The organism is Mucilaginibacter sp. OK283 (assembly GCF_900110415.1).
In the GTDB taxonomy this organism is placed as follows: Bacteria; Bacteroidota; Bacteroidia; order Sphingobacteriales; family Sphingobacteriaceae; genus Mucilaginibacter.
In genome coordinates, this window is record NZ_FODR01000007.1 from 90514 (window position 1) to 105568 (window position 15055).

Consider the following 15055-nt stretch of genomic DNA (forward strand, 5'->3'; position numbering starts at 1 on the left):
AAGCTATATTAATCCCGGTACTTTGAAGCTGATTTGGTTCGGTTTGGCAATAGTTGCGGGATGTTTCTTTTGCGTAAATCGGAGGCACGTCACCTGCAAAAATTAACGCAACATTTATCTACCAATATCACGATCAAAATTTTCCGGCGAGCGCGGCTGTCAACGCTTTTACCTATAACTGCAAATAAATTGTGTTTAGCACAGGGTTGCCACATCGATAATGACGGCTCATCTTCCAGTTTGGTTTCATTACGCAACAAAATCAAATGGATTTGCAACAAACGCGAAAGAATTTTTCAGCCAGTTTCTGTCTCTTTGATTCCCTACAAGGCTTTGTTATTAAACAACTACCTATTACCTATGAAAAAAAATTATAAGTCCGCAACTTACCGCTTTGCTATTTACGCTTTAAAATTTACCAAATTAGTTGCAGTTGCCGGCATGCTGCTTTTTGCCGGTTGTAGCAAAGATTCGCCCCCGGGTACTAAAACAGATACTGGAACAGGCACAGGCACGGGAACAGGAACGGGAACGGGCACAGGTACCGGAACTGGTTCAGGAACGACGGTTGACACGCTTACTGCCAGCAAAATTGCGGTATCTGCTTTAGATGATGAAGTAAATGCTTTTATGACCACTTATAACGTGCCGGCAGTATCTGTAGCCATCACCAAAGGAGAAAAATTGGTTTACCTGAAAGCGTACGGCATAAGCGATAAATCTAAGGGTACCAAGGCTACGATAAGCGATCTTTACCGGTTAGCCAGCCTTTCAAAGCAGTTTACCTCCGTTGCTATAATGAAATTGCTTGATCAGGGTAAAATAAAACTGACCGACAAAGTATTTGGCGATGGCGCGCTTTTAGGTAAAACCTATGGCACTAAAGCCTACGGTGCACATATTACCGATATTACTGTTGATGAACTGTTGCACCATACATCGGGAGGCTGGGGTAACGAAGTGAACGACCCTATGTTCAGTAACCCGGCAATGACAGCGGCACAACTCATCACCTGGACTTTAGATAACCGCCCGCTTGACCATGTACCAGGCACAAACTACGATTACTCGAATTTTGGTTACTGTATATTAGGACGAGTTATAGAAAAAATAACCGGACAGACGTATGAACAAGCTGTGAAAACATTGGTATTAACACCTATCGGAATTACCGATATGACTATTGGCGGTAACACATTTGCCCAAAAACTTCCAAAAGAAGTTACTTACTATGGCCAGTATGGCGAAGATCCTTATGCAATGAATGTGAGCCGGATGGACTCGCACGGAGGGTGGATTGCTACAGCTGCCGACCTGGCAAGGTTCCTGGTTTATATCGATAAATTTCCGGTACGTCCGGATATCCTTACACCATCAACCTTAAATATTATGTATACCGGCTCAACTGCCAATGCAGCCTATGGATGCGGCTGGGCTATTGCCGGCAATAACTACTTCCACCAGGGAAGTTTGCCTGGCACAGCCACCGAACAGGGCCGGCTTGATAACGGGTTTAACTTTGTTATTTTGACCAATACTCGAAGTTTGAAAGTCAATTTTGACAATGACTTAGACCAGGTATTCTGGAGGGCTTACGCCAAAAATCCAACCTGGGCTACTGACGACTTGTTCACTAAATAAACCAAACTTCCACCATCATGAAACGTAACACCTTCCTCCGAATGATATCCGTAACGGGCGCCATTTTAGCCAGCCCCATAGCCACCATCGCCAAAAGCTCTACCTTGCTTAGAGAAAAAAACGGCTATAAAACAGATGCCGGGACCGACCGCTTCCAAAAGCCCATCAGCCTGTTTGATGGTGATACATTTTACACCAAAGTATCTACCAAAGATACCGATGGCGATTTTTATGTATATGAATCATCGCGAGTTAAAAAAGGAGGTCCTAACCTGCATCTCCATTATAACCAGGACGAGTGGTGGTATATTTTGGAAGGTGAGTTTGTAATAAAAGTGGGCGATAAAATGCACCATGTTAAGCCCGGCGATAGTGTGTTTGGCCCGCGTGGTGTACCGCACGCATTTTCAAAGGTAGGTGAAGGGGTTGGCCGAATGCTCACTACTTTTCAGCCGGCAGGTAAAATGGAAGAATGTTTTATAGCGATAAGCGAAGGGCAAATGAAAGGCAAACCCGAAGCCGAGCAGGACGAGTTCAGGAAACAACACGGCTTTGAACGCGTTGGGCCGCCAATTGATATACTAAAAGCGTTTTAAACTCCAGTCACCAGGTTATGAAAGTTAGTAGTTTTAAGTTCATAGTAGTTTGTTTGTGCTGGTTGTATGGCTTTAAAGCCTACAGCCAGCAAACAGATACCACTAAGGAAAATCCACAGATTAGGCAGCTCATAAAAAATTACGAAGACGCCTGGAACCGACACGATCCTAAAGGCCTTGCTGATAATTATACCGTTGATGCCACCTGGATTAACTGGTTTGGGGCCTATTATAAAGGACGTGACGATATTCAGTTTCATTATCAGCAGGTGCATACCACTTATTTTAAAGCAACGCGTTACTATACACGCGCCGTCGAGGATATTATTTACCTATATCCAAACTTTGCCATATCGCATGTGCGCACAGCATTAGATGGCGACGAACGGTTTCCCGGCCAAACGTTTGAGTTCAGGAGAATGATTGTCCTGGTAAAACGCGATGGCTCCTGGAAGATTCTCGCCGGGCAAAATGCCAAACTGGAAAAAGGAATAAAATAATTGAGATGTATAACGATTCTACCTCATTTAAACAAAAACTGAGCCTGGCATACCTATGGCTTGTTCCACCTGTAACCATGGCTATTGGTTTTGGCATAGGTTCGGTAAGTTATAAATTTTATTTTCCCGTTTGGGGTTTAAATGCCTGTCTGATGACCTTCTCCGCATATCATCTTGGTGTACACCGCCTTTGGAAACAAGATCGATCCGGTAAACAACAAGCTGTTACCGCGCTGTTACTATTTATACCATGGCTGTTATTTTCCATCTTTGCGGGCATGGGGCCGCCACCCTCAACACTGCAGGGCTGGGTTAACACCGCTGCTGAACAGCAAACCCGCTACACCATCCTTATAGCAGGCGGAATTTTACTTTTGTTGGGTGCCGCCCTGCTGAAAACCCGTTTACAGGAAGCGGGCGAAAATCTATATTCGGTATTAGCATTTGCAGCGCTAAGCATAGCAGTGCCCCTGTTTATCATCAATATGGCATTCTGGGGTTATTACCTTACCGATGCTTTCCGGCTGTTTGCTGCAAACCCGGCCGCGAAACGGCCGGATTTATATGTCGCGGTAAAAAGTCTATTTTATGTAATCAGCGTGGCCGAAGTTGTATTGATATACCTGGGCACCCTCCTTTTTGCCGTGGCGCTTAAAATAACGGGCTCACTCAGTAAACCTGCATCCCGTTGGTATATTGGCTGCAGTTTAATTGCCATTTTGCTGGAACTAATACCTCCTTCCTGGCCAGAACCTTTTGGCACAGCAGGCTACCTGGTGGCTATTCCCGCCATTACTTTTGTGATGTATTATCTTATTGGGGTGCGTTTACTTCTTCGACGGTAAAATGGCACACTTTTGTATCCGCAGTTCGCGTTAATAGCATTAAATTTGTAAAGAACGCGGTACTTAAATGGTGAATCATCACTGACGATATACACATGCGAAAAATCATCGTTACAACATTTATAACATTAGACGGTGTGATGCAGGCACCCGGCAGCCCTGAGGAAGATCCATCAGGTGGTTTTAAATACGGTGGCTGGTCGGCACCTTATGGCGACGAAGTTTCTGGTAAGGCTATGCAAAAACAGATGGAGCCTGCCGATCTTTTACTGGGCCGGAAAACATTCGAAATTTTTGCATCTTATTGGCCCCAACACTCCGGCTATTGGCCAGGTATTAATGAGGTAACAAAATACGTCTTGTCGGCCACCATGCAAAAGTCGGATTGGCAAAACACAACTTTCCTTACCAGTGTGGCGGATATCGAAAAGCTCAAAAATACTGATGGTGCCGACATTAAAGTTTGGGGCAGCAGCGAGCTTGTTCATTTATTGCTTGCGCATGATCTGGTAGACGAGCTTTGGCTCAAAATTTACCCCGTGCTGCTTGGCGAAGGAAAAAGGTTGTTTAACAACAGCACAATCCCGGCGGCATTTACATTAACAGAAAGTTTGGTTACGCCGGGTGGAGTTATTTTTGCCAATTACAAACGCGCCGGCGAAGTTAAAACAGGCACTATCGGAGCTTAACGGGATGGCTGTTTCAAATAGCTTTACTGCGCAGGATTTTATAAAAAATGAGGGTTGGGTAAAACCCATTATTTTTTTATTTCTTTCAAACCTACCGAAAACATCAGACCTTTAAACAGATACAATTTGAATTAATTAGTAAGTCAGCTCAATTTTAAATTGTACTGTAGGGGGCACTCCATTTCACTAATGATTGCATTAACCTACCCACTCAGATAGCCGGTAGGTTAATGGCTTCATCGTGGGGCTATAGGCTACAGGTTTAGGAGTTCGCCAAATAATTTAATGCCACCGCGCGTTTACACTGAGTAGATCGCACAATAATTCAAGTTCGGGCTATTTAGATACTTTTTACAGTTTTGGCTAAATCAAACGCAGATTTGGATAAATTCTGCCAGCTAAAGCATCCCATCTTTGTATCAACAAAATAGAATTATTTATGCGTGTATTTGTAACAGGAGCCACAGGCTTCATCGGTACTGCTATTGTGCAGGAATTAATAGGTGCCGGCCACCATGTGCTGGGGTTGGCCCGTTCAGATGCATCGGCCCAAAAGCTGGCCGATGCCGGCGCAGAAGTTCACAGGGGTGATCTGGAAGACCTTGATAGCCTGCGCAGCGGCGCCGCACAGGCTGACGGCGTTATCCATGCCGGTTTTATTCACGATTTTACCCGGTTTGCGGAAGTTTGCCAGGTAGATAAAATAGCCATTGAAACCATTGGCGACGTATTAGCCGGTTCAAACCGTTCGTTTATTGTAACCTCCGGTACGGCGCTGGTAAGCCCCGGGAAGCTGGCTACCGAAGATATTATTCCACCGTTAAACCCTGCATGGCCGCGGGCCTCTGAGCAAGCAGCAGACGTTGTAGCCTCGCAGGGTGTTCGTGCGGCAGTTATCCGCCTGTCACCATCGGTGCATGGCGACGGGGATAAACATGGTTTTATACCCATACTGGTTAATATAGCAAGGCAGACAGGCGTATCGGCATATATCGGCGAAGGGCTTAACCAATGGAACGCCGTACACCGGCTGGATGCTGCCCGTTTGTACAGGTTGGCTTTGGAGAACGCTGTACCTGGAGTCCGTTTTCATGGTTCTGCGGAAGAAGCCATCACGGTTAAGTCTATTGCCGAATCTATAGGAAAACAACTTAATCTCCCGGTAAAATCAATTGCTGCTGAGGCTGCTGCCGAACATTTTGGATGGTTTTCACACATGGCCGCTATCGACTGCCCGACATCGAGCAGCCGGACGCGGGAATATTTGAAGTGGCACCCAACGCACAACACCTTGCTTAACGATATTGAGAACGGTATTTATACCAGATAACAAGCAATGAAGATTATTGTAACCGGTTCATTGGGGAACATTAGTAAACCGCTGACAGAACTATTAATTGCCCGGGGGCACGCAGTAACTGTTGTAAGCAGCGACCCTAAAAAACAGGCAGCTATCGAAAACTTAGGCGCGGAACCAGCCATTGGCTCAATAGACGACGTACCGTTTTTGACCCATACTTTCAAAGGCGCAGACGCTGTTTATGCCATGATACCCCTAAGCTTCACCGAGCCCGATCTGGGCAATTATCTGTATAGGATAGCTCAAAACTATGTGCGGGCTCTTAGGGACACCCGCATCCAACGGGTAGTATTAATGAGCGGTTGGGTGGCAGACCTGGTTAAAACCGAAAACACCGAACACATATTTGACGACCTGGACGCCTCTATCACTATTATGCGGCCTGGAGCTTTTTATACTAACTTTTATCAGTCCATTAACCTTATCAAAGGCAAAGGCTTCATTGGTAATTTTTTAACGCTGCGTTATTCTGGCCTTGGGGCCCTGCTAACCGGTAAAACCGGCCTGCTGATGGGTAACTACGGCGGAGAAGACCGGATAGTTTTTGTTTCGCCAAAGGATATTGCGGATGCCGTTGCCGAGGAATTACTGTTATCGCCCAAAGAGAAAACCATCCGCTACGTAGGCAGCGATGAAATGACGTGTAACGAAGCGGCCAGGATCATTGGCAGCGCGGTAGGCAAGCCCTGGTTAAAATGGGTGCTGCTTACTGATAAGGAAATGCTGCGGGGATTAAAGATGGCCAAAGTACCGGAAAAGCTGGCACAAACCTTAGTTGAAATGCAGGCAGCCATGCACAGCGGTAAAGCGCTTGAAAACTTTCACAAGAGCCGGCCCAAAATGGGCAAGGTGAAACTGACTGATTTTGCTGAAGAGTTTGCCGAAGCATATCATAAAAAATAACGAATTTAGCATAGCTATGAACAGTAACCGGCTTTTTCATTTTCATACCATCACCGAATATCACCGTATGGCGGGTTTGCCTAAACCGGCGCACCCGCTGATTAGCCTGGTGCATATGGGCAACCTAAATAAACCCCTGGCAGAGGGGGCATTCAGTTTGATCTATGATTTTTATTCTATCTCGATGAAAAGAGTGAAGAATGCCAAGTTTAAATACGGCCAGCAAACATGCGATTTTGATGAAGGTGTACTGTTCTTCATGTCGCCGGGGCAGGTCTTTGGAATGGAGATTGAAAAAGGCGGCGTAATGCACCGTCGCGAAGGATGGATGATACTGATTCACCCGGATTTTTTATGGAACACCCCGCTGGTCAAAACAATCAGGCAATACGAATTTTTCAATTACTCGGTTTATGAGGCGCTTCACTTATCTGACAAGGAAGAAACCATGCTCACAACCATTGCACAAAATATAGAGCAGGAATATCATGCCAACATTGACAGGTTTAGCCAAAGCGTGATCATTGCCCAACTGGAACTATTGCTCACCTATTCGGAAAGGTTTTACCAGCGGCAGTTCATCACCCGCAAGATAACCAGCCATGAAATACTATCCAAACTGGAAGATTTACTCACCGCTTACTTTAGCAGCGGCGCACTCGCCCGGAAAGGGCTGCCCAGCGTTACTTATATTGCCGAAAACTTAAATATCTCACCCGGTTACCTGAGCGGCCTGCTCAAGTCGCTTACCGGCCAGAATACCCAGCAGCATTTGCACAACAAGCTGATAGAACTGGCCAAAGAGAAACTTTCGACCACTAATCTTTCCGTCAGCGAAATTGCATATGAACTGGGATTTGAACACCTGCAGTCTTTTAGCAAGCTGTTCAAAACCAAAACCAGTTTCTCGCCGCTGGAGTTCCGCAATTCTTTCAACTGATATTCACAAACAACAAATCTGGTTTTGGGTCGAGCGTGGCCAGCAGGTCAATGCCCGCGCCTAATCACATCAAATGGGCAAAGCCTTCGCCGCCATGCTATATATGTCATTATAAGGCACGAAGCAATTCCCGATATCCCAAGCCCCCAATATTAATGTTGTGTTTTGATTTTCATAGGCTGCCGTTTAATTTAATAGTTGATAATGAGGTTGTAAAGGTAATTTTACTGCACAAATATGGCATGGTAAACTTTTTGCTAAAAATGTTGTTGTAGATGCTATGCTGACTATAAATAAACTATAGCAGGCTATTAAACATTAACAGATATGAAAATTTACCATTTAATACCGTTGGTACTTATTGTAGCAACAGTAACCCAAAGTTGCGTTAGCAGCAAAAAATACAAAGAACTGGAGGGCAATTACACGCAATTGCAAAATAGCACACAAGACCTAAGTGTAAAATATCAAAGAAGCGAACAGGCGCTGGCCGTATCAAACACCAGGATTACCAGTCTGGAAGAGCAGTTGGCGTCCGAAAGGTCAAATAATAACTCGTTAAAGGATGCATTAAATAAATGTTTGGCCGGCAACAACCAGGGTGGTGCAAACATCTCGAAATTGGTTGATGAGATAAATGCTTCCAACAAATACATTCAATACCTGGTAGCTACCAAAAATAAAAGCGACTCGCTTAATATGGTGTTAACCAATAACCTCACCCGCTCATTAAGCAGGGAAGAAGCACAGGGAGTTGATGTACAGGTACTTAAAGGTGTTGTGTATATCTCATTGTCTGATAATATGTTATATAAATCAGGTAGCTATGAAATTTCAGACAAAGCAGGAACCGCTTTGGCCAAAATTGCTAAGATCATTACCGATTATTCAACCTATGATGTGCTGATTGAAGGTAATACCGATAATGTACCAATCAAGCAAACCAACATCCGTAACAACTGGGATTTAAGTACGCTTCGGGCTTCATCGGTAGTACAGGCCTTGCAAAATACTTATAACGTCGACCCCAAACGCTTAACTGCAGGCGGCCGTGGCGAGTATAACCCGATTGCCGATAATGCCACACCGGCAGGTAAAAGCCAAAACAGGCGTACCCAAATTATCATCACACCAAAACTGGATCAGTTTATGGATTTGATAGGTAAAGCACCGGATACCACACCGGTTAAACAGTAAGAGTCAAGAAATTAGAATTAAGATTCAAGAGGAAAAACGGGCTTAGCATTATTATTAGGCCCGTTTTTTTGTGCGTTAATTACTGTAGTTGAAATGTTACCAACGGCCCGGAAATCAAATTGCAGATTACAATTGAAATTAATAACTTTAATTTCTTAATTAACCAATTAGTAGACTGATGTTCCGGAAGTTGTATTTAGTGTGGCTTATAATAGCCGCCTGCGTTTTGTATACCCTGCATGCCTGCAACCGGGCAGGTAAAACAGATGCGGAGCAAATGCCCGATACCATCAGCTACAACTTTAACATCCGCCCCATATTATCTGATAAATGTTTTAAATGCCACGGACCCGACGCTGCACACCGCCAGGCCGATTTAAGGCTTGATATTCCCGAAAGTGCTTTTAAAGCGCTGAAAGATAACCCGACAGCCCATGCGCTTGTAGCAGGCGATCCGGTGATGTCTGAAGTTTACCGTCGCATCTCAACCAAAGATACTTCCGAACAAATGCCCCCGCCATCATCCAACCTCAAAAAATTAACACCTTTTGAAGTTGATCTGATCAAAAAATGGATAAAACAAGGTGCCCGTTATGAAAAACATTGGGCTTTTGTACCGCCCCGTTCGTATGCCGTTCCACAGGTTCAAAATACCGCATGGCCAAAAAATCCCATAGATAATTTTGTGCTTCAAAAAATGGAGCAAAAAGGTTTTGATCCTAATCCCGAAGCTGATAAGGAACGTTTGCTAAAACGCGTATCGCTTGATTTGACGGGCTTACCGCCAACATTGCAAATGATGGATAACTTTTTGGCCGATAACAGCGCCAACGCTTACCAAAAGGTAGTCGACCAGTTAATGTCAACCCCGCAATACGGCGAAAAAATGACCCTGCATTGGCTGGATGTAGCCCGTTACGCCGATTCGCACGGTTACCAGGACGATAATTACCGCAGCCAGTGGCCCTGGCGAGATTGGGTGATTCATGCCTTTAACGAAAACCTGCCTTACAATAAATTCATTACCTGGCAAATAGCCGGCGACCAGCTGCCTAATGCCACTACCGAGCAATTGCTGGCAACAGGCTTTAACCGCAACCACAAAATTACCGAAGAAGGTGGTGTAATTGATGAAGAGTACCGGGTAAGCTACGTAACCGATCGTACCAACACCTTCGGCAAAGCGCTGCTTGGGGTTACGTTGGAGTGTGCCCATTGCCACGATCATAAATATGATCCGTTTTCGCAAAAAGATTATTACCAGATGTTTGCGTTTTTTAATAATGTAAAAGAAGTAGGCATTGAGTCGGTTGTAGGCGGGCCCGAAACTTATGCCAAGCGGCCATTGATGCAGATAAGTAACGATGAAGTTAAAAAGGTGATGAAGTTTATCAATAAGCAGGATACGGATAAACTTATTGTATCTATCATGACCGATAGCGATAAAGTACGGCCAACCTATATACTCAAACGCGGCAATTACGATGCCCATGGAGATGTTGTTGAGCCGGGTACGCCCAAAGCTATTTTACCATTTGCAGCCAGCTATCCTAAAAATCGCCTCGGTTTGGCCGAATGGCTGTTTAATAAAAACAACCCGCTTGCGGCAAGGGTATTTGTAAACCAGGTTTGGCAGGAGTTTTTTGGCAAAGGCATTGTAAAAAGTTCGGGCGATTTTGGCATGCAGGGCGATTTGCCGTCGCATCCGGAATTATTGGATTGGCTTGCTGTTGATTTCAGGGATCATGGCTGGGACATCAAACGGCTGGTAAAACAAATAGTGATGTCGGCTACCTACCGGCAATCAGCAGTAATCAGCCCCGAAAAGTTAAAAGACGATCCTGAAAATACCTGGCTGGCGCGCGGTCCCCGCAGCCGCCTGCCTGCCGAGTTTGTACGCGATTTAGTTTTAGCCAGCAGCGGGCTGCTTAACCATACCATTGGAGGCCCAAGTGTTAACCCATACCAGCCGCCTGGCTTGTGGGAAAACGCCACATCCGGCCGCGGGCAGCTGGCCAGCTATAAACAGGTACATGGCCCCAACCTTTATCGCAGGGGTATGTATACACTTATCAAACGCACGGTGCCGCCAGCCTCGCTGGGGATATTTGATGCCAGCAACCGCGATCAGTGCGAAGTAAAACGTCTGCGCACTAATACTCCATTACAAGCTTTGGTAATGCTTAATGACCCTACAGTGCTGGAGGCATCCCGCGTTTTAGCAGCAAGATTGTTGCAGGATAACAGTCGTCCGCAGGATAAAATAACCAAAGCTTTCCGGTTGATTATGTGCCGCCATCCGCAGGAAAAAGAATTGGCCATACTTACAGCTTATTACAGCGATGAACTGAAAGGGATGAATAAGGCCGATGCCCAAAAGTTGTTATGCGTTGGCGAATACCCGATACCAGCCAACCTTGATAAAGTAACGTTAGCAGCCATGATGAAAGTGGTTGATGCTATGTACAATGTAGAAGAAGCGATAACAAAAACCTGATATGGAAAAAGATTTTTTAGAGAGCAGGCTCAATATAAACCGGCGCAAGTTCCTGTCCAGGTTAAGCCTGGGGATAGGGAGTGTTGCGTTAGGATCATTACTTATTCCCGATCTTTTTAGTGGCAGCGGTGCCGATGCCGAAGCTGATTTTGTGCCGGGCATACCCAACTTTGCACCCAAAGCAAAAAGGGTGATCTATCTTTTCCAGGACGGCGCGCCTTCGCAACTGGAATCATTTGATTACAAGCCCAAATTGCGCGAGATGATGGGGCAGGAGCTACCGGCTTCGGTGCGGGGCAACCAGATACTTACCGGGATGACGGCTAAGCAGGCCTCGTTCCCGCTGGTAGGGTCATTTTACGATTTTAAACAATATGGCGAATCGGGGGCATGGGTGAGCGATCTGTTTCCGCATATAGGCAAAATTGCCGATGATATCTGTATCATCCGCTCCATGAACACCGATGCCATCAACCACGATCCTGCGCTTACTTTTTTCCAGACCGGGGCACAGCAAGGTAACCGCCCCAGTATGGGCTCCTGGGTGAGCTACGGCCTTGGCAGCGAGAATAAAAACCTGCCTGCTTTTACGGTATTATTATCCAAGGGAAAAGGCAACGGCCAGGGGGTTTACTCCAAATTGTGGAGTAATGGCTTTTTAGATTCTATTCACCAGGGGGTACAATTCAGCAGCGGCGAAAACCCGATATTGTACCTGAATGATCCCGAAGGATTAAACCGGCACGAACGCCGCAAAATGCTGGATAACCTGGCCGCTTTAAATGATATCAACTATAAACAATTCGGCGATCCGGAGATAAACACCAAGATACAGCAGTACGAAATGGCTTACCGCATGCAAACTGCCGTACCCGAAATTATGGATGTATCCAAAGAATCGGACGACATCGTAAAAATGTACGGCCCCGAATGTTTAATTCCCGGTACTTACGCGGCCAATTGTTTGCTGGCCAGGAAGCTATCAGAAAACGGCGTTCGCTTTGTGCAGCTTTACCACCAGGGGTGGGATCAGCATAGTAACCTGCCCCAGGAAATGGCCGGGCAAGCTAAGGACGTAGACCAGGCTTCGGCCGCTTTGGTTACCGATTTAAAACAACGCGGCCTGCTGGATGAAACCCTGGTAATATGGGGCGGCGAATTTGGCCGCACCAATTACAGCCAGGGTAAGTTGGAGAAGGCAAACTACGGGCGCGATCATCACCCGCGCTGCTTTAGTGTGTGGATGGCCGGCGGTGGTATCAAACCGGGCATCGTTTATGGCGAATCGGACGATTTTGGGTATAATATTGTTAAAGATCCCGTGCATGTGCATGATTTTCATGCTACCATGCTCAACCAGTTAGGTATCGATCATAAAAAGCTTACATTTAAAAGCTTAGGCCGGAGGTACAGGCTGACCGATGTAGCCGGAAATGTGGTAAAGGGGATTATCACTTAACACGATTTTAGGATTTTACAGGATTGACGGGATTTCGATTTTTACGGCTGATATCTTTTTAGCGATATGCTTAAAACGTTTTAGCTTATCCGGTTTTGATAGATTTTACGGCTGATATCTTTTTGTCGATGTGTTTAAAACGTTTTAGCTTATTTGGTTTTGATAAATAATATTGTTGCTGGTATGAAGGGCAACCACAAGGTTTTCGCAGACGGGGCATTGTTTGCGCTTAATATTTTCATTTTAGTTTTACTGATAGCCGGCGATAGCCTGGTTGTACCACAATGGTTACAGCCGGTTGGGCGGTTGCACCCCTTAATTTTGCATTTCCCCATCGTGATACTCATGTTGGCTATGGTGCTGGAGTTTTTCCGGTTCAGAGCGGAGTTTATTAACGAGAGGTTTTATCAAAACTTTACCAATTATTTACTGGTACTGGGCGCGCTTTTATCGTCGTTAACGGTAATTATGGGGCTGCTGTTATCGCGTGAGCCGGGTTACGAGGGAGGTAATTTGTTATGGCATAAGTGGTTTGGTATCAGTGTGGCCTTTGTGGGCTATGGCGTTTATCTTATTCGCAACACATCAAAATATACAGCTACGCTGGCCAAAACAGGGGCTTTGGTCACAGTTTCCTGTTTAATAGTGGCCGGGCATTTTGGTGCAAACCTTACCCATGGCGATGATTTTGTTTTAGGGCCGGTAATGGATAAAGAAAAAAACAAAGTGCCCATTGACAAGGCCTTTGTTTACCAGGACGTTATCAGGCCAATTTTTGAAGCCAAATGCCAAAGCTGCCATAATGCGGATAAAATGAAAGGCGGACTAATGCTCACCAGCCAGGCTGCAATGTTAAAAGGCGGCAAAAATGGTAAACTTTTTATCCCCGGCGATCCGGCTATGAGCCTGTTGCTGCAGCGGGTACACATGCCCGAAACAGAGAAGAAGCACATGCCGCCTACCGGTAAACCGCAACTAACCGACGAAGAAAAAGTACTCCTTTACCTTTGGGTAAAAAACAAGCCCGACTTTAAGAAAAAGGTTATCGACCTGCCCGCAACCGATTCGCTCCGGATGATTGCGGCAACATTATTAAAACCCGCCGAAAGCGCGGAGGAGATATACGATTTTTCGGCAGCTGATGATAAGGAGATTAAAAAACTCAACAACAATTACCGGGTAATTTATCCGCTGGCTAAGGAATCGCCCGCATTGGCCGTTAATATTTACAACAAAAGCACCTACAACATCAAGTCGCTTGATGAGCTTAGCCCCATTAAAAGACAGGTGGTATCACTCGACCTGAATAAAATGCCGGTGAAGGATGCTGACTTGAAAACGATAGCCCAATTTGAAAACCTGCGCAGGCTTAATCTCAATTTTAGCGATGTTACCGGCGCAGGGCTAAAAGAACTGGCTTCGCTTAAGTTGCTTAAAAGCCTCTCGCTGGCCGGCGTGAAATTAAATGCTGCCGATGTAAAGCAACTGGCAGCCATCAAAAGCCTCACCGAACTGGCCATCTGGGATACCGGCCTTAAAACCGTCGATCTTTTGCCATTGCAAAAAGCAAATAAGCACATTACCCTATTAACCGGTTTTAAAGATGATGGCAAACCTTTAAAACTTACCAGTCCCCAGTTAAAGAACACGGCGGTAATATTTAAGCAAAGTTACCTGTTGCAGCTCGGCAACCCGATAAAAGGGACCGATATCCGGTATACTACAGATGGCAGCGCGCCGGATAGTATTCATGCTATATCCTATAAACCGGGCGTGTTGTTGACGCAAAATACGGTAATACGCGCCAGGGCATTTAAAGCCGGCTGGATAGGCAGCGACACAGTTCAGTTTAACATTTACAAATCTACCTATACCCCTGATAGTATCAGTTTTTTAACCTATCCCGATAGTAAGTACAAAGGAGAGGGCGCTAAAACAATGATAGATAAGGAATTGGGCAGCGGTAACTTTGGCGATGGAAAATGGCTGGCCTCGCAAAAAGACCTGGAATTGCTGATGTGGTTTAATAAGCCTGTCGGTTTGCATACTCTTAACCTGAACGTGATGCGCAATACTGGCCCGCAGATATTTTTACCGGCGAACATAGAGGTATGGGGCGGTACCGATCAATCTCATCTTAAACTGTTAGGGAGTGTTACACCTGCCACACCGCTAAAAAAAGATGCTTACAGCATCATGAACCTGGAATGTAAATTGAAGGCCCGCCACCTCGTATCCTGTATAAAACTGGTTGCCAGGCCACTTAAAAGTGTTCCAATATGGCACCCGGCAAAAGGAAAGCCTGCCTGGGTTTTTATGGATGAGGTTTTTTTGAATTAGGACGACTGATAAATACACAGCTTACCACCACGGCTTAACTGTAACCGTTGGTGTTATTGATATCGGCGATGCTGAATTTTATGAATAT

The 15055-nt window shown here is 45.5% G+C and carries 12 protein-coding genes; all 12 read left to right on the forward strand.

All coding sequences use genetic code 11. The features are described from left to right. The first annotated feature begins 360 nt into the window (after positions 1-360). The 12 genes from BMX56_RS17030 (at position 361) to BMX56_RS17085 (ending at position 14967) form a co-directional block, all read left to right on the forward strand. Positions 361-1641 (forward strand): serine hydrolase domain-containing protein, encoded by a 1281-nt coding sequence (locus tag BMX56_RS17030; RefSeq protein WP_177183841.1) that lies wholly within the window; start codon positions 361-363, stop codon positions 1639-1641. A 17-nt stretch (positions 1642-1658) separates the two neighbouring features. After that, a complete protein-coding gene (locus tag BMX56_RS17035) occupies positions 1659-2237 on the forward strand; it encodes a cupin domain-containing protein (RefSeq protein ID WP_090650633.1) in 579 nt (192 codons plus the stop codon). A 17-nt stretch (positions 2238-2254) separates the two neighbouring features. Continuing rightward, positions 2255-2737, forward strand: a complete 483-nt coding sequence (locus tag BMX56_RS17040; protein WP_090650635.1) for an SgcJ/EcaC family oxidoreductase — start codon at positions 2255-2257, stop codon at positions 2735-2737. A gap of 5 nt (positions 2738-2742) precedes the next feature. Beyond that, positions 2743-3582, forward strand: coding sequence for a hypothetical protein (locus tag BMX56_RS17045; protein WP_090650638.1), 840 nt, complete (start codon positions 2743-2745; stop codon positions 3580-3582). Positions 3583-3677: 95 nt separating this feature from the next. Beyond that, positions 3678-4271, forward strand: coding sequence for a dihydrofolate reductase family protein (locus tag BMX56_RS17050; RefSeq protein WP_090650640.1), 594 nt, complete (start codon positions 3678-3680; stop codon positions 4269-4271). A gap of 439 nt (positions 4272-4710) precedes the next feature. After that, positions 4711-5601, forward strand: coding sequence for an SDR family oxidoreductase (locus tag BMX56_RS17055; protein ID WP_090650641.1), 891 nt, complete (start codon positions 4711-4713; stop codon positions 5599-5601). 6 nt (positions 5602-5607) lie between these two features. Continuing rightward, a complete protein-coding gene (locus BMX56_RS17060; RefSeq protein ID WP_090650643.1) occupies positions 5608-6534 on the forward strand; it encodes an NAD(P)H-binding protein in 927 nt (308 codons plus the stop codon). Between the two features lie 16 nt (positions 6535-6550). Beyond that, on the forward strand, positions 6551-7474 hold the full coding sequence (locus BMX56_RS17065) for a helix-turn-helix domain-containing protein (protein ID WP_090651062.1): 924 nt from the start codon (positions 6551-6553) through the stop codon (positions 7472-7474). Between the two features lie 327 nt (positions 7475-7801). Further along, complete coding sequence (locus BMX56_RS17070) at positions 7802-8671, forward strand: OmpA/MotB family protein (protein ID WP_090650646.1); 870 nt, start codon at positions 7802-7804, stop codon at positions 8669-8671. A gap of 178 nt (positions 8672-8849) precedes the next feature. Further along, entirely contained in the window at positions 8850-11168 is a 2319-nt protein-coding gene (locus tag BMX56_RS17075; protein WP_090650649.1) for a PSD1 and planctomycete cytochrome C domain-containing protein, read from the forward strand. A 1-nt stretch (position 11169) separates the two neighbouring features. Continuing rightward, entirely contained in the window at positions 11170-12627 is a 1458-nt protein-coding gene (locus BMX56_RS17080) for a DUF1501 domain-containing protein (RefSeq protein ID WP_090650651.1), read from the forward strand. 183 nt (positions 12628-12810) lie between these two features. Next, complete coding sequence (locus tag BMX56_RS17085; RefSeq protein WP_090651063.1) at positions 12811-14967, forward strand: c-type cytochrome domain-containing protein; 2157 nt, start codon at positions 12811-12813, stop codon at positions 14965-14967. Positions 14968-15055 lie beyond the last annotated feature (88 nt).